Origin of the sequence: Pseudomonas lundensis, assembly GCF_015377145.2 — a bacterium.
GTDB lineage: Bacteria > Pseudomonadota > Gammaproteobacteria > Pseudomonadales > Pseudomonadaceae > Aquipseudomonas > Aquipseudomonas lundensis.
The window spans coordinates 2,074,655-2,089,027 of sequence record NZ_CP062158.2 but is presented as its reverse complement, the minus strand read 5'-3'; the positions used below and the strand labels follow the sequence as shown (position 1 = coordinate 2,089,027).

The following is a 14,373-nucleotide window of genomic DNA, read 5'->3' as shown; positions in this document are numbered from 1 at the left end:
TGGGCAGGGCTACTTTCCCAGGCGAGGGTGTTGCCGTAGAGGGTCATAACTCAACGCTATTAACTTACGAAAAACTTTATGACTCTATCTCGAATTCATCGTCTCTAATTTTAAGTGCAATTTCCAAAGGCCCCAAATAAAAAAAACCCCATTCTACATCATCAAACTCACCTACGGACTTCAGTACAAAACCATTAGAACTCGCCACACGACAAATAAAGCTCAAATCACTTACAACCTCCCCAGACCACCCTCCTTTTAATAATCTATCAACATCACACCCTTTTGGAAAACATGCAAAATATGAACAGCGCTCATTCAAAATAATATTTATCACAGAGCTTGCTGAAGACAAAGTCAAAGCAGCTGCTCCGTAAAACTTTATACCACTTCCCCCCTCAACCACAAACTCTTTAAAGTCATTACCACACAACACCTCTAACCCTCTCAGCTTCAGCGCACCCCACAACCTCCTATAACGAGTTATACGAGTATCAGGCTGCCAAGCACTGGTACCTACCAATAACCAAACATCATAATCGGGCAATCTTTCTTGAAGCATCTTGTAGAGCCCCTTAAAAACTTGCAAGAGGGCGCTCTCCTCACGCACTTTTACCAACCAACTTATTACGGTTAGCTTACATTCACCTTCCTCGACCGACCGACCCAGATGGATTACATCATTATCTGAAAAAGCGTCTTTAGCAATTGTCACTGCAACCTTAGTAGTCATAGTGGAAACCTGATTCATCATTAAAGTGAGCACCTCTATTCTGTGGGTTTCCTGTGCCAAAATCGTGTCCGCCTGAATCATCTCTAACTCTTACTTTTTTAATCCCCCCGCCTGGCGCAGCGACTTCAAATTCATAAATTTTTCCTGGCTGTCGATTTCCACGTTTATCCACGTTATGAATTACCCTACTTGGCTGCTGACTTGTCGGAATTCCTGACTGGCGCTTAGCTTCATTAAACGCTCCCCGACGACCAGCCCCTTCAGGCGTCATATTCTTAGGAGCTGAATTTTTTACTTCACTATCACAAATACAACGCGCCAACCCCAGCGGATCAACCCACCCCATTGGATTCGGCGCATACGCATACAGGTTCAACCCACCCGCATAGCTGATCGGGTCTTTGCTGACAAATCGTCCGACTCGTGGATCATAGTACCTATACCGATTGTAGTGCAGCCCTGTTTCATGATCGTGGTATTGCCCCTGAAACCTGATCGGGTTGGTCAAGCCTTTCTGCCGCGCCCATTCCGAGCGTTGTTCTTTGACTTCTCCCCACGCTTTGTACTGCGCGCTCCAGGCGATTTGGCCGGTGGGGTCGGTCAGTTCTTGTGGCGTGCCGAGGTGGTCGCACTGGTACCAGGCCAACACGTCAATCGGCAGCGCTTGCGGGGTGTGGGTCCATAGCGGGTCCTGGTCGATGTCGTAGGCGCCGGTGTAACTCGGTTGGGCCAGTAGGCGCATCGGCTGGTGGCGCAGGGCCTGGGCCACGGGGACGAAGGTGCCGGGTTCGTAGAGGTAATGGACGGTTTTGCCGCTCGCGCCGTCGGCCTGCGCGGGGCTGCTTTCCCAGGCGAGGGTGTCGCCGTCCCAGCCGAATAACGTGAAGCCGCACCCCAGTTCCCGCTGTTTGCGGGCCTGTTCGTTACGGTTCCACTGCGAGCCGGCTTCGGTTCGGTTTAGGTGGTGGGCGTTGGAGTGTTTGTACAGACGACGGCCCAGCGGGTCGTAGGCGTAGTCGACGCGCAGTTGGCTGTTTTCAAAGCGCACCAGGCGGTCGAACAGGTCCCAGTGCAGGCGGCTTTGCTGGCCGTTGTGCCAGCGGCGGATCTGGTTGCCGCGTTCGTCGTAGTCGTAGTGGCTGCCGGCGTATTCGCGCAGCAGGTTGTCCATCAGGGTGTTGCGTTTGGGGTCGTGGTCCAGTGGGCGTTGGGCCTGTTGGTTTTTTTCATCCAGCAGGTTGCTGGCCGGGTCGAAGGCGAAGGTTTCGACGCCCAGGCGGCTGGTGGCGTTGAGCAGTCGGCCGACCGGGTCGTAGCGGTAGGACAGCGGCCCACGGCGGCTGTCGTGGATGTCGGTCAGTTGGCTGGCTGCGTCGTACTGATAGGCGCGCTTGAGCAGGGTAGTTTTGTCGTCGCTGCGGCCTAAAAGCTGTTCTTGCAGGCGCCCGGCCGGGTCCCATTGTTGGGTCTGCAGCAGATGGTTACCTTGGTGGCGGGCGACTTCTCGGTGCAGGTCGTCGCGTTCGTAGCCGATCAGTTCGTGTTCGTCGAGGCGCAGGCCCAGCAGATGGCCGCTGCCGTAGGTCAGCCAGCTGACTGTGTGGCCGTCCGGGCGGGTGGTGGCGATGCGTTGGTTGAGCACGTCGTATTCGTGCTGCCACACGGCGACCACCGGGGTTTGCAGGCTCAGGTAGTGCTGGTGTTCGCGCAGCAGGTTGCCCGCCGGGTCGTGGAACCATTGCAGGCGGCTGTCGGCGTTGCTGGCCATGACCAAATTGCCGTTGCCGTCGTAGGCGAAGGTTTCGGTTTGGGTGGTGCCGCCCAGGCGTGCGGTGCGCTCGATGAGGCGGCCGGTGGGGTCGAACTCGACCTGGGTGGTGCGCTGGCCGTCGACGGTGCTGGCCAGGCGCCCGGTTGATTCGTCGTACGCGTACAGGGTGCTGCGTCCGTCAAAACCGGTCTCTTTGAGCAGGCGGCCGACCGGGTCGTAATGAAAAGTCGCCTGTTGCCGGTTTTCGTTTTCCAGCGCGAGCAGTTGCCCGAGGCGGTCCCAGCGGTAGCGCAGGGTCTGTTCGGCGGCGTCGATACGTTCGTCGATCAAACCGGCGGCGGTGTAGCGCCAGGTGGTGCAGCGGTTGAGGCCATCGGTGTGGGCCAGCAGTCGGCCTTCGGCGTCGCGGCTGAAGCGCTCTTCGGTGTTATCGGGGTGCTTGATATGGATCAGTTGCCCGGACTTGTATTCGTACTCGGTTTTGTTGCCCGCGGCATCGGTGAAGCAGACCATCTGGCCGAGGTCGTTGTACTCCCAAACGCTGGTTTTGCCGGAGCAGTCGGTGTACTCGATAAGTTGCCCGGCATCGTTGTAAGCGAGGGCTTTTTCGTTGCCGTTGGCGTCTTTGATGGCGCTCGGCAAGCCCGCTGCGGTGTAGGCGTATTCGGTGGTGTTGCCCAACGGGTCGACGGCTTCGATCAGGTTGCCCTGATCGTCGTAATCACGCAGCCACAGGCCACCTTCGGCGTCGCTGATTTTGATCAGTTGGTCGTGATCGTCGTAGGCGTAGTGCATGACGCTGTGGTCGGCGCGGGTATGTTCGAGCAGGTTGCTGCGATCGTCGTAGGCGTAGCGGTCGGTGCTGCCGTCGGGATGCACGTGGCGCACGATGTTTTTCGCGTCGTCACGGAACAGCCATTCCGAGCGCCCGTCGGCATGGCGGATGCGGTAGGTGTAGCCGAGGATGTCGTAGTAGTGCCAGGTCTCGTGGCCGTGGGCATCGGTGACGTAGGTCAGGCGGATGTTTTCGTCCCACTCCAGGCGCGTGTCGAAACTGCCGTCGTCGGCCCATTCACGGACTGCTTTGGCGTCGGGGCCGGTGCCTTGCCATTGCAGGTTCATGCCGCGATTCGTGCGGTCGGTGTAGCGGGTGATCAGGTGGTGCTGGTATTCGTACGTCCAGGCTGCGCCGTTTTCGTCCTGGGCGTTGATCAGGTCGCCGTGGGCATCGTAGTAATAAGCCGCCAGTTGGCGCACCGGCACGCTGTCGCGGATTTCCCACAGGCCTGTGAGGCGCCCGTGTTCGTCCATCATCGTACCCAGATGTAAATGGACGTTGTCGAGGTCGCCCTGGTAGGTGATGAGGTCGGACAACACCGGCTGGTCAGCGTGGCGGTATTCGTGGTGCAGCATGACGCCTGCGCCGTTGCGCAGTTCGATTTGCGCGAGCAGGAAGCAATCGCCGTGACGAACGTAGGTTTCCCTGCGTTCGAAGCCTCGGCAGAGGAGTAAGGAGTTTTCAGTGACGCGGACCAGCGTCAGGTTTTCAATGGCGTCGTAGTGCGCCTGGCCGACGGGTTTGAGTGCGTATTTATGCTCACGGCCGTCAGAATCGTGGAACACCAGCCCCTTGTCGTGCAGGTCAAAGCGGGTGGTGAATTCGGTGATCCAGCGCGCGCCCAGGGCGCCTTGGTCGTAGGCACTCAGGCGCGAGTAGTAGGTGCGTGTCCAGTCAATCGGGAACGGGCCGGGCAAGCTGAAATCCGTGTGGCCGAGCGACTCAGTGCCCATAGCAAAGTTGATGCTGTTACACGTGCCAACACACGGTCCATTTTTCACCGGGTTAGCCGTATTTTGGGCAGGCACCTCTTTTTTCCGGACTTCCAGCTCACCTTTTCCCTGTGTGTAGCGGGCTTTGCTCGTCGTCCCCGTTTTGATGCTACTGCTCAGTGCGTGCGGGTTGCGCAAACGCCATAACTGAACAGCTTTGTTGAGCACGAGCAAAAGCGATCCGATGGATCCCTTAAGGGCTGGATCGCTAAGTTTTCTGAGCTGGACGCGCAGCTCGGGCGCCATCGCTATCAAATGCTCAGTCTGCTCGTACACCCGCTTTTTGGCCTGAGCGGGCATCAGAAGTTTGGCCGCCGAGTTGGCCACGCTGGTGCCCGCAGCGACCTGAACATCCCGCAAAGCGCCATAGACATTCGTGAAGATATGAAACGGGTTGCGCTTGAGCTGCTCAGTGTTGATGGACGTGATGTGTTGCTGCGCGCTGGCAAGACGCCCCTTCACGTCCATGTCACCGTCTACCAGCGCCCTCATTCCTTTGGCGAGGTCCAACACAAGCTCTTCGCCCAACCCCCCTGCCTGCTCCAGCAAATCCGGTAGCTGGCTTTGGGCAATGGTCAGAAAGTGTTCAAACCGGCCCACAATCGTTGCATTCAGGTGCCCAACCATGACTTCAATCAATGCATCGCCGAGCACTATCTTGCCGGTATGGGCAAGCTCACTACGGGCCAAAGACAGGATTGAGCGCAAGCTCACGCGCGCAGCGGTGGTGCCTGGAAAAGGGGCAACACACACCAGATTGATGCCCAGACTGACCCAGTCGAGCGGGTCGCTGCCACCGTTTTTAATCAGACTCACAATGTCGCCAATGGCATCAGCAAGCGCCATGACATTGCCAACGACCGGAACCAAGCCTGCAACGTGTTGCAGTCGTTCAAGGGTAACCGCCCCGCCGCTGATGTCTTGCAGCCAGGCATCAATGGCGGAAACGTCGCGCCCGACATCTTCGATCTGAACTTCATTGAGCGGAACGATGGCAACTTGGGGCGCACGGGTGTGAGCAACGGCATTTCCAGGGGTCATGAAAGCCTCTCACCCGTCAGCAGGCTGACCAGCTCCAGATCAAAAACAAACGGCCGGTTCAAGGCCTCGCGGCCCTTGAAAGCCACGACCTGAACGTCCGCACCCGCAAGGGTGAGCGTGAAATGGGGCTGATCCGCCGGTGAAAACATCCTGACTCCTCATGCAGTGCTGCAGGCGTGCGTCGCCAAAAAAGAGGCGACGAAAACACATCATTCCGGGGTTGAACCTGCGCACCGACCCTCAAGGCGCCCGTGCGCAGAAACACTCAGCCAGCCTTAGCCAGCCACCGGCGAGCGCCAGTCATCGGAACCGGAAGTGCCCGACACTTCGTGGGTCCAGGTGATTTTTCGGTAGGTGAATTCCACGTCTTCCAGGTGCGTGAAGTGCGAATTCGACGGGTCCTGGCAGTTGTGCATGTAGTCCTTGATGTCGACGATGATGGCGTCTTCAAGTTTGGTGGTGAAGTAATGCTCTTGCGTGCCGGCAGCCGAGGTGCGGAACCACTGGATTTCGATTTCGGTCAGGCGCTCGCCCGAGGTCAGTGCGGCCAGCAGCAGCGGCGAGGACTTGTCGAACACCTTGGTGATCTTCACCGGCTTGTGAACACGCTGGCCGGTCGGTTGGCCCGATTGCGGATCGCGAGGGATGATCACTTCGTGGCTGAAACCCTGCACCATGACCTGATCTTCATGACCTTCCTGATACGTGTTGCCCACCGAATCCGCGGTGAATGCACCGGCTGTAATCAGACCCTGTTTGGTGCCGGTAATGGACATGTAAGCTGGCGTCGCCATTGATGCTCTCCTTGCTCAAAAATGAGGACTTGAAAGGCCCAAATGCCACTCAAGTGCTGAATGGAGTAACCAAAGTTCGTGCCAGCTTTTATCAAGTCATTTGAAAACAAGGAGTTGCGCAAAGTAAGGAATTTTGCTGGTTATTTTTTAAACAAAAACCGCTCAAAAGTGCGCAAGAAGTTGCGCAGTACTGTGCAACTTCTTGCGCACTCGTCTACAGCTCACGGTTTATATGGATCGTGGCCATGTATCCACACAGTTATCCACATTTGAGTGCGCAACTTCTTGCGCAGTTGGTGTTTTTTAGAGACGTTGCACGTCATGAGATTTCGAGTGTCAGTCGAGGACTCTATCTGCACCTCTGAAAGGTTTTATCCACACAAATCCCGACTGACGCAGTCCTGACTTAAGACGCAAAAACACGAACAGAAAACAACCCAAGAACAGTGGATTTCTACCTTGCCCACGTCATGGAAAACCACTTCAAACAAGCGTGGGTTTGACCAACGCGTATGAGCTTATTCCGACTGAAAAGCACCCAGTCGCTCAATTTACCCAGCGTGACTCGCAGCAAGGGCTGACTTTGCGGTAGTGTAATGTGATCCGGACATGATTAGTCGAAATACTCGCGGAGAAATCTCATGCGTAAAGTGCAAAGCTTCGTCGCAAAAGGAAAGCCCTTGTTTCCAGGTGGGGCAGCCATTTCATCAATATGCCTGGATGTATCACACCCTACACCCAGTAATTAAAGGTAGCTACCATGTCTATCACTGACTCAAAAACGATTGATATGTGGGGCATTCCGAAATCTTCACCTAACAAGGTGATCCTAGGTATCGCCGACCATTTAAGTTGGAGCAAAAACAAGGAAGGTGAGCACCTGTTGAAGCTTCAAGAAAAATTGAACACTTATATCTCTTTCATTGAGAGTGGTGAGATTTATAGCGCCATACCCTCGTCTAAAGGTGCGTCGCCAACGATACGACTTATTGGCAACTTCCCATTATCAACTCAGGGCGAGATGTTCATCGAGAGAGCCACCGCTATTTTGCAAGAAAGCGGAATTGAATTTGAATACACTTACAAGCTAATGGAGGAGTGAATAAAGTTATGCGCAATAGGGGCGTTCTTACAATTGAGCCATTAAAAAATGCACTGCCTGAATACACTGAAGATGAATTTCTGGCCATTCTAAAAGATATCTGTACCGCTCAGGGGACCGAAGCCTATCAGGACGACCTGCTTGAAAACTTTATCGAAGTAACTGGCCACCCGGAAGGTTCAGACCTTATTTACTATCCTGCAAACGGTGCTGATGACAGCCCTGAAGGCATTTTGGAAACAGTGAAGACCTGGCGCCAAGCCAATGGGCTACCAGGATTCAAAGCTTCATAACACCTCAGGTATGCAAGGCGATGATGACTGTTGCTCGTCTTGTGATAAGACCTATTGCGAGCTATCAATAAACGTCTTTCCCGCAGAATCGAAAATAGCTGATCTCGACCCACACACAGTTCAAGTTGAGACTGGCAATGCAGCAATTCATGCAACTTGCGAGGACTCAAACGCGGCTGGACTGCCCCAGCTTCCGTTCTGCTCATCCGGTGCGGGTGTATGTTGCGCAATGTAGTTCCGAATGTACTCCAGTACGCGATTCGCACCCTCGACCGATTCAGCGAGCTCAATCGGTCGCTTGCCATCCAGATAAGAATTGGGCTGTTCCATCCACTTGAACGCTGCCGCCTTGCTCCCACGCAACGGAATAGCTAAATCCAGCTTCCAATGCGCGAACTTCACAAGTTCTGTGTTCGGCGGGCGTGTGTGATCAGTGGTTGGCACAACCACGCCGATCAGCACACTGGTATGCGCTAGGTCAGAGTTTTTTTCGCACAGAGCTGGCCTTGTTTTCTATATTCAAGTTGCTATTACGGGCGGGCAAGCGAGGCGGCAGAGGGGGAGCCTCTGAGTCCACAAATGCTGGGTTATCGTGACCACTATTGGAGTTACGGGATGACAACCTCTTGGTGGGTAAGTTACGCGCAGGTGTAGGCGGAGCAAGAGGTGCTCGGTGTTGTGGAAGCACCGTAATTCCGTGTTCGCGTAAAGTCGCAACGGCTTTTCGCTCGAGAGGGAAGGTGAAATCCAGGTAAATGTCTGGGTTGTCAGTCGGAATAGCGATTCTGTTCCCGTGAAGATAGTCAGTACCCCTCGGCAGCCCCTCCAGGTCACTAGGGGTTTTCATCAGGCCCTCCATTGCTCTGCTTTGGCGTGTCACTAGAGGAATACGACGTGGTAACGGTGGCGCGGAGGTAAATGCTTCTGTTATCCATCGCGCGGCAAATGGCATGTGTCCATCAATATCTACTAGATTGACCGGATCGCCTTTGCAATACGCATAGGCATTAATACCGCCCTTGCCAAAAGGGCTCCAACTGTCGGGGCTGTTAAAACGCATCAAGGCAGGATTAAACGCTCGATAACCGTTCCCTAGCATATAGTGCCCTGTGACTGGGTCAGGCCTCTCGCCATTGAAACCTATCACGTTGAGTACGTCTCCATCTCTGGATCGATGCCCATAAGCGGTGTAAGCATAAGGTTGCCGCATACCTGAGGTGACAGCATGGAGTACAGAGCGTTCTAAATCAGTCGCCAGTAACTTTACGCCCTCGCCGTGTTGCAACTCAGCGAGCACCAAGCCCTGGTGTTCGAAAAAACTGTTTTTTTCACTGCCTTGAATCTCGGTAGCTATACGGGTGCCGTTGTAAAAACGTTGAGTGGAGTGAGCGTTCACCAAACGATCCAAGGGGTCGTACAGATAGAGGTTGGCGATAAATTTGCGTGGCGCGTTCATATACTTGGCTCAAGGGGAATAGTTGTCGACACATAAGAATCTGTTCGTTAGCCAGATATGTATAGCTAGCAGATCTATTAGGTACTGGGTGCCCGAGCAACTCTCCGAGTCCACCAAACCAACGTTGTTCAGGGAAATCCGAGTGAAACGAAGAGTAAGATAATTCTGACAGGGCTGGTACTGGTGGCCTTGAGTGCTACGGTTATGCCATCTTCTTTGTACATCCAGATCCCTCCATCTCACGTTACTGCCACAAAATCTATGTGTTCGAGCCCTATAGGGGGCAGTCCATTTTCTCGGCCTGAGCGGGCGTTAGCCCGCCATTGAATGTATGAGGCCGTATCCAGTTGTAGCGATGCATAAGATACTGGCTGATGTCCTTTTGCGCCTGCTGAACCGACATGTAACCCACCGAAGGTATCCACTCGGTTTTCAAACTCCGAAATACACGTTCCATCGGCGAATTGTCGTAGCAATTACCCCGGCGACTCATGCTCTGGCTGATGCGGTACCGCCACAGACGCTGACGGAAGTGGCGACTTCCATATTGCGACCCCTGATCCGAATGGAACAGCAATCCTTGAGGCTTCCCGCGTTGCTCATAGGCCATATCCAGCGCTTTGGTGACCAAGTCAGCATCCGGGTTTCCTGACAACGCCCAGCCCACTATCCGGCGAGCATAGAGATCCATAACCACAGCCAGGTAATGCCATTTACCTTGCGCCCAGATGTAGGTGATATCACCGCACCAAACCTTGTTTGGCTCGGGAACATCAAACTCACGATTCAGTGTGTTTGGAATATCAGGCCGCTCGACCGTTGCTTTTTTGTAGGCATGAGAGCCCGGTTGCTTGCTGATTAACCCTAGCTCCCGCATCAACCCACGCACCTTGAAGCGACCAATTTGCTCGCCATCTTCCTGCATCATCGACATGATACTGCGGCTGCCAGCAGCGCTTCGACTTTGGGTGAACAGTTCGTTAACGCGACTGCGTAAACGAATGCGCTCAACGCTCGGGGTCAACCTTCTGAGGCGATGAGCGTAGTAAGTCGAACGGGTGACTTCGAACACCTCGCACAAGCTTTCAACGGGTTCGTGGGCGCTTAGCTGATGAATCAGCGCGTACGCTCGAGATCTTCCGACATCAAGAGCGCGGTAGCCTTTTTTAGTATCGATTTCTCTCGTTCGAGACGAGCGATTCGAGCTTCCAGCTCCTGGATTTTTTGCTGCTCTGGGGTCAACGCTTTGCTCTGCGGGGTGACGCCTGTGCGTTCCTGCTGAAGCTGGCCAACCCAACGGCGCAGAGCCGACTCGCCAATGCCGAGTGAGCGACTGGCTTCGATGAAGCTGTAATTTTGCTTGAGTACGAGGTCAGCAGCCTCGCGTTTGAATTCAGCAGAAAAGATACGGAGTAGTTTGGTCATCTGACACCTCGATATGGCGAGCATTCTCGCTTAAATGGGTGTCCGGTTTCATTAGACCACTACACCCCCAACCTATACCCCAATGGCAAATACTGGCGGTACCGCAACCCCATCACCGGCCTGATGACCAGCATCAACCGCCCCCTTGAAGACGCGATCAAGCTGGCCAGGGCTGCAAACGCAAAGCTGGCTCCTGTAATGGCAGGTGACGGTGAACTGCTCATGATCCTGACAGGCGATCGCCCGCCCACAATACGCAACCTGGTGGAGCGCTTTGAGGCTGAATGGCTGAAAGATCGCGGCTATGCAGCTCGCACTTTGGCAGAGATCCAATTCAACCTGGAGCGTTACCGGCAGGACTTGGGGGATCAGCTGATAGGTCAGCTCGATGTGCTTACCGTCGCGGAGTACCTGGACGGGTTTAGCAATAACGCCTACACCAAGCACCGCAGTTTGTTGATCCAGATTTTTGCCTTCGCCGTGGCCAAGGTTTGGCTGAGCGCAATGTGGCCGAGCTGACGCTGATCAAAAAGAAAGCAGAGAAGAAGCGCCAACGTCACACACTGGCGGGCCTGATGACGATTGTGGACGCGGGCACCACGCCAATCTGGTTGAAGCGCGCTATCCGCCTGGCCCTGGCCAGCCTCCAGCGGCGTGACGATATCGTTTCGTGGCTCAAGTCTTTGGCGGACCTTGAGAACAACACGACCAAGGTTTCGCCCTGCAAGACCCAGAGCTATGACAACCCCATACACCTGCAGATCAAAATGGGCAAAGCCCTGCGAGAGGTTGTGAGCGAATGTTTGCGCTCCCCCGTGGCTTCGGCCTACCTGATCCATTACCGGCCCAAGGCGAGAAAGCGCGAGCAGATAGCGGCCAAGGATCACTGGACCTCGGTCACTCCCAACTATCTGAGCAACAAGTTCAGCAAGGCCCGGGACGCGGCACATGCGTATGACCATATTCCGGCCACCGAACGACCCACCTTTCACGAGATCCGCACTTTGGGCGCATGGCTATATGAGCAGCAGAACTTCCCGCAGGAATACATCCAGGCGCTGATGGGTCACGCGCACGCGAAGATGACCAAACACTATCAGGAGGGGCACACAGCGAAAGGTATCGAATACCTGGAGGTGCGGGCTGATTTGGCGTTCTGAGGTGGGGGTTTTGCAATAGTCTTGCAAATCCCAGACAACAAAAAAGGGCCCACCTTTCGGTGAGCCCTTCTAGACCGCCCAGCAGAGCGGATTTTGTTTGGTAGGCGCGATTGGACTCGAACCAACGACCCCCACCATGTCAAGGTGGTGCTCTAACCAACTGAGCTACGTGCCTGCTGTGGGGTCGCATTCTATAGATTTACGGAGGTGTGTCAACACCTTTTTTGCAGGTAACTCTATGAATTGTCGAATTTTTTATTTGAAGCGCAAAAATACGCGCCTCCGGGTAGCTGGCGGGGGGATTTCAACTCAGGTAGCATCGACTGCACTCGTAAAAAATATAAAACAGAGGTTGCAGAATGGCGAACACTCCTTATCCCCAGTCGTATTACGCGGCGTCGGCCAACCCGGCACCTGAACGCCCTGCCCTGCAAGGCGAGGTCGAAACGGATGTTTGTGTGATTGGTGCCGGGTATACCGGGTTATCGAGTGCGCTGTTTTTGCTGGAGAACGGTTTCAAGGTCACGGTGCTGGAGGCAGCCAAAGTGGGGTTTGGCGCTTCCGGTCGTAATGGCGGGCAAATCGTTAACAGTTATAGCCGCGATATTGATGTGATTGAGCGCTCAGTCGGCGCCAAGCAAGCCCAGTTGTTAGGTCAGATGGCATTTGAAGGCGGCAAAATTATTCGTGATCGCGTCGCCACGTATCAGATTCAATGCGACCTCAAAGACGGCGGGGTCTTCGCTGCGATTACCCGTAAGCAAATGGGTCATCTAGAAGCCCAGAAGAAACTCTGGGAGCGCTATGGCAATAATCAGCTGGAACTCCTGGATCAGCGCCGGATACGCGAAGTCGTCGCGTGCGATCAATATCAGGGCGGCTTACTCGACATGAGCGGTGGTCATATCCACCCGCTCAATCTGGCACTGGGTGAAGCAGCAGCGGTTGAATCACTGGGCGGCATTGTCTATGAGCAATCGCCTGCCGTGCGCATTGAGCGCGGCGCCAACCCGGTGGTGCATACCCCGCAAGGCAAAGTCAGGGCCAAGTTCATCATCGTTGCCGGTAATGCCTACCTGGGCAATCTGGTGCCAGAACTGGCTGCCAAGTCGATGCCGTGCGGCACTCAAGTCATTACCACAGAACCCCTTGCAGACGATGTGGCCAAGACGCTGTTGCCTCAGGATTACTGCGTCGAAGATTGCAATTATTTGCTGGACTACTATCGCTTGTCCGGTGACAAGCGCCTGATCTTCGGCGGCGGCGTGGTGTATGGGGCACGTGACCCGGCGAATATTGAAGCGATCATCCGGCCAAAAATGCTCAAGGCATTCCCGCAATTAAAAGACGTCAAGATTGACTACGCCTGGACCGGTAACTTCCTGCTGACGCTGTCCCGCCTCCCGCAGGTAGGACGCATCGGTGACAACATTTATTACTCGCAGGGCTGCAGCGGTCATGGCGTGACCTACACCCACCTTGCGGGAAAAGTGCTGGCCGAAGCCTTGCGCGGTCAGGCCGAGCGCTTCGATGCGTTCGCCGATCTGCCCCACTACCCGTTCCCGGGCGGTCAATTGCTACGCACTCCGCTGACAGCGCTAGGTGCCTGGTACTACAGCCTGCGCGACAAATTGGGCTTCTGATCGGACGCTTCATCGAAAACGGCGCTCTCGGCGCCGTTTTTTTATTCCTGACTACTGTTGCGCTTCCAGTGTTTGAATCGCTTTGGCGCTTGCCTGCTCTTGTCCGGCACGTGCCAGCGCCTCGGCAGCCTTTAGCCAACGCGCTTTGTCGACCTGGGCAGGCAACTGACCAGGTGAAAGTATCAGCACCGCCCAGCTCCCCTCCTCCTTCCAGGCCGACTCAAAGGCGTTGAAGCTCATCGGGCGCCGCCTTTCCATGCCGGCACGCAACAGTACAGTCTGTTTGTGACGGTCATACCCCACCACCATGGCGTAGCGAGGCGTGGACCAGACAACCCCATCGGCGATGCGGACCATGACCGGATAGCCCGCCGCCACCTGCGTCAGCACCGCTGACAGCGAGGGGACCAGCGGATATACCATCAACCCGTACTGCTCGGCCAATGCTTGCATATTGCCTTGCAAGGCCTGCTCTGCTTGCGGCAACTTCAGAGGCTTGGTCAACAGGCCAGGCGTGGTGCCGATCCGCTGTTCATTGAACATGCTGGCCAAGACGTGCGGCCCGCTTTGATGCGCATTGCCGCGGAAAAATGGCACGCCGTTGAGTTCAACCCGCTCTGGCAGCTGGCGAACCTCAGGTCGCTGAACGCTGGCACAACTCGCCACAGACAAGACCATAACCGCCGCCCAGACAATTCGCGCCACTCTCATACCCTTCATTCCCTGCATGCACCCTCGCCTTGAATGGTTCCAGACTGTCAGCCCGGCATGGGTACCGATCTTAAGGCGCGCGCGAGATCAGGTATAGCCTTAGTACCCAGTAGACCGCGTGATTTAGAGCCAATCAGTTGAACATCCACGACCTTTGGTCAATAGCTTGAAACACTCCAGCGGCTAGACTGTCACTTGTCATGTGTGTATGCCCCATTGAGGCAAAGGAGGCACTGATGAGCCCGGCATTAACTCTTTTTCTACTGTTCAGTGGCTGGTTGGCGGTCGCCGCCGCCATGCTGTGGGGTGTGATGCGTATCAGCCGTCGTCACCATCATCCGCAACCCCGCGTTGAGCCCAAAAAAGTACTGGGCGCCAAGCCCGCCATCAAAGCAGCAAGCGTCCATTAACAAA

At 55.1% G+C, this 14,373-nt stretch carries 14 protein-coding genes and 1 tRNA gene; 6 read left to right on the top strand and 9 right to left on the bottom strand.

From position 1 onward, the window contains the following. Window positions 1–76 precede the first annotated feature (76 nt). The 4 genes from IF654_RS09895 to IF654_RS09880 all read right to left on the bottom strand — a co-directional run bounded on the left by IF654_RS09895 (window position 77) and on the right by IF654_RS09880 (window position 6,169). On the bottom strand, window positions 77–733 hold the full coding sequence (locus IF654_RS09895; protein WP_194862510.1) for a hypothetical protein: 657 nt from the start codon (window positions 731–733) through the stop codon (window positions 77–79). Next, window positions 723–5,375, bottom strand: coding sequence for an RHS repeat-associated core domain-containing protein (locus tag IF654_RS09890; protein WP_194862511.1), 4,653 nt, complete (start codon window positions 5,373–5,375; stop codon window positions 723–725). Before IF654_RS09890 ends, IF654_RS09895 begins: the two co-directional genes overlap by 11 nt. After that, window positions 5,372–5,524, bottom strand: coding sequence for a hypothetical protein (locus IF654_RS09885; protein WP_170320287.1), 153 nt, complete (start codon window positions 5,522–5,524; stop codon window positions 5,372–5,374). The genes IF654_RS09890 and IF654_RS09885 overlap by 4 nt, the downstream gene beginning before the upstream one ends. 126 nt (window positions 5,525–5,650) lie before the next feature. Next, window positions 5,651–6,169 (bottom strand): Hcp family type VI secretion system effector, encoded by a 519-nt coding sequence (locus IF654_RS09880; RefSeq protein WP_047274249.1) that lies wholly within the window; start codon window positions 6,167–6,169, stop codon window positions 5,651–5,653. Between the two features lie 760 nt (window positions 6,170–6,929). Between IF654_RS09880 and IF654_RS09875 the strand changes: the two genes are divergently transcribed. Together IF654_RS09875 and IF654_RS09870 are read left to right on the top strand one after the other, a co-directional pair. Then, on the top strand, window positions 6,930–7,271 hold the full coding sequence (locus IF654_RS09875) for a DUF6572 domain-containing protein (protein WP_194862512.1): 342 nt from the start codon (window positions 6,930–6,932) through the stop codon (window positions 7,269–7,271). Next, window positions 7,268–7,564, top strand: coding sequence for a bacteriocin immunity protein (locus IF654_RS09870; protein WP_418889552.1), 297 nt, complete (start codon window positions 7,268–7,270; stop codon window positions 7,562–7,564). The genes IF654_RS09875 and IF654_RS09870 overlap by 4 nt, the downstream gene beginning before the upstream one ends. 147 nt (window positions 7,565–7,711) lie before the next feature. Here IF654_RS09870 and IF654_RS09865 read toward each other — a convergent pair whose 3' ends face one another. The 3 genes from IF654_RS09865 to IF654_RS09855 all read right to left on the bottom strand — a co-directional run bounded on the left by IF654_RS09865 (window position 7,712) and on the right by IF654_RS09855 (window position 10,445). Then, window positions 7,712–7,966 (bottom strand): MbcA/ParS/Xre antitoxin family protein, encoded by a 255-nt coding sequence (locus tag IF654_RS09865; protein WP_269468888.1) that lies wholly within the window; start codon window positions 7,964–7,966, stop codon window positions 7,712–7,714. Window positions 7,967–8,042: 76 nt separating this feature from the next. Continuing rightward, a complete protein-coding gene (locus IF654_RS09860) occupies window positions 8,043–9,020 on the bottom strand; it encodes an RHS repeat-associated core domain-containing protein (RefSeq protein WP_169836689.1) in 978 nt (325 codons plus the stop codon). Between the two features lie 274 nt (window positions 9,021–9,294). Continuing rightward, window positions 9,295–10,445 (bottom strand): IS3 family transposase gene (locus IF654_RS09855; RefSeq protein ID WP_194862513.1). Its coding sequence is split into 2 segments (ribosomal slippage): window positions 9,295–10,190 and window positions 10,190–10,445, totalling 1,152 coding nucleotides; the frame shifts between segments, so codons are not numbered across the junction. Window positions 10,446–10,568: 123 nt separating this feature from the next. Here IF654_RS09855 and IF654_RS22880 point away from each other — a divergent pair. Both IF654_RS22880 and IF654_RS22875 read left to right on the top strand, forming a co-directional pair. Continuing rightward, complete coding sequence (locus IF654_RS22880; protein ID WP_230683776.1) at window positions 10,569–10,964, top strand: hypothetical protein; 396 nt, start codon at window positions 10,569–10,571, stop codon at window positions 10,962–10,964. After that, the gene (locus IF654_RS22875) at window positions 10,937–11,605 is read left to right on the top strand and encodes a tyrosine-type recombinase/integrase (RefSeq protein ID WP_230683775.1); all 669 of its coding nucleotides are present in this window, start codon (window positions 10,937–10,939) and stop codon (window positions 11,603–11,605) included. Before IF654_RS22880 ends, IF654_RS22875 begins: the two co-directional genes overlap by 28 nt. Window positions 11,606–11,703: 98 nt before the next feature. Here IF654_RS22875 and IF654_RS09845 read toward each other — a convergent pair. Beyond that, window positions 11,704–11,780: transfer RNA gene (locus IF654_RS09845), tRNA-Val, on the bottom strand. Window positions 11,781–11,964: 184 nt separating this feature from the next. Here IF654_RS09845 and IF654_RS09840 point away from each other — a divergent pair. Then, window positions 11,965–13,248 carry an NAD(P)/FAD-dependent oxidoreductase gene (locus IF654_RS09840; RefSeq protein WP_094988436.1) on the top strand — a complete coding sequence of 428 codons (1,284 nt, stop codon included), beginning with the start codon at window positions 11,965–11,967 and terminating at the stop codon, window positions 13,246–13,248. A gap of 51 nt (window positions 13,249–13,299) precedes the next feature. Here the strand turns inward: IF654_RS09840 and IF654_RS09835 are convergent, their stop codons facing one another. Then, the gene (locus IF654_RS09835; RefSeq protein WP_083333860.1) at window positions 13,300–13,977 is read right to left on the bottom strand and encodes a hypothetical protein; all 678 of its coding nucleotides are present in this window, start codon (window positions 13,975–13,977) and stop codon (window positions 13,300–13,302) included. A 218-nt stretch (window positions 13,978–14,195) separates the two neighbouring features. Between IF654_RS09835 and IF654_RS09830 the strand changes: the two genes are divergently transcribed. After that, the gene (locus IF654_RS09830; RefSeq protein WP_162841629.1) at window positions 14,196–14,369 is read left to right on the top strand and encodes a hypothetical protein; all 174 of its coding nucleotides are present in this window, start codon (window positions 14,196–14,198) and stop codon (window positions 14,367–14,369) included. The last annotated feature ends 4 nt before the right edge of the window (window positions 14,370–14,373 follow it).

Excerpts from the sequence above, each read along its gene's own strand:
- IF654_RS22880 (WP_230683776.1), top strand. The coding sequence starts at position 10,569 with ATGACCAGCATCAACCGCCCCCTTGAAGACGCGATCAAGCTGGCCAGG.
- IF654_RS09830 (WP_162841629.1), top strand. The coding sequence starts at position 14,196 with ATGAGCCCGGCATTAACTCTTTTTCTACTGTTCAGTGGCTGGTTGGCG.
- IF654_RS09835 (WP_083333860.1), bottom strand. The coding sequence starts at position 13,977 with ATGCAGGGAATGAAGGGTATGAGAGTGGCGCGAATTGTCTGGGCGGCG.
- IF654_RS09885 (WP_170320287.1), bottom strand. The coding sequence starts at position 5,524 with ATGTTTTCACCGGCGGATCAGCCCCATTTCACGCTCACCCTTGCGGGT.
- IF654_RS09875 (WP_194862512.1), top strand. The coding sequence starts at position 6,930 with ATGTCTATCACTGACTCAAAAACGATTGATATGTGGGGCATTCCGAAA.
- IF654_RS09840 (WP_094988436.1), top strand. The coding sequence starts at position 11,965 with ATGGCGAACACTCCTTATCCCCAGTCGTATTACGCGGCGTCGGCCAAC.
- IF654_RS09880 (WP_047274249.1), bottom strand. The coding sequence starts at position 6,169 with ATGGCGACGCCAGCTTACATGTCCATTACCGGCACCAAACAGGGTCTG.
- IF654_RS09890 (WP_194862511.1), bottom strand. The coding sequence starts at position 5,375 with ATGACCCCTGGAAATGCCGTTGCTCACACCCGTGCGCCCCAAGTTGCC.
- IF654_RS09895 (WP_194862510.1), bottom strand. The coding sequence starts at position 733 with ATGACTACTAAGGTTGCAGTGACAATTGCTAAAGACGCTTTTTCAGAT.
- IF654_RS09860 (WP_169836689.1), bottom strand. The coding sequence starts at position 9,020 with ATGAACGCGCCACGCAAATTTATCGCCAACCTCTATCTGTACGACCCC.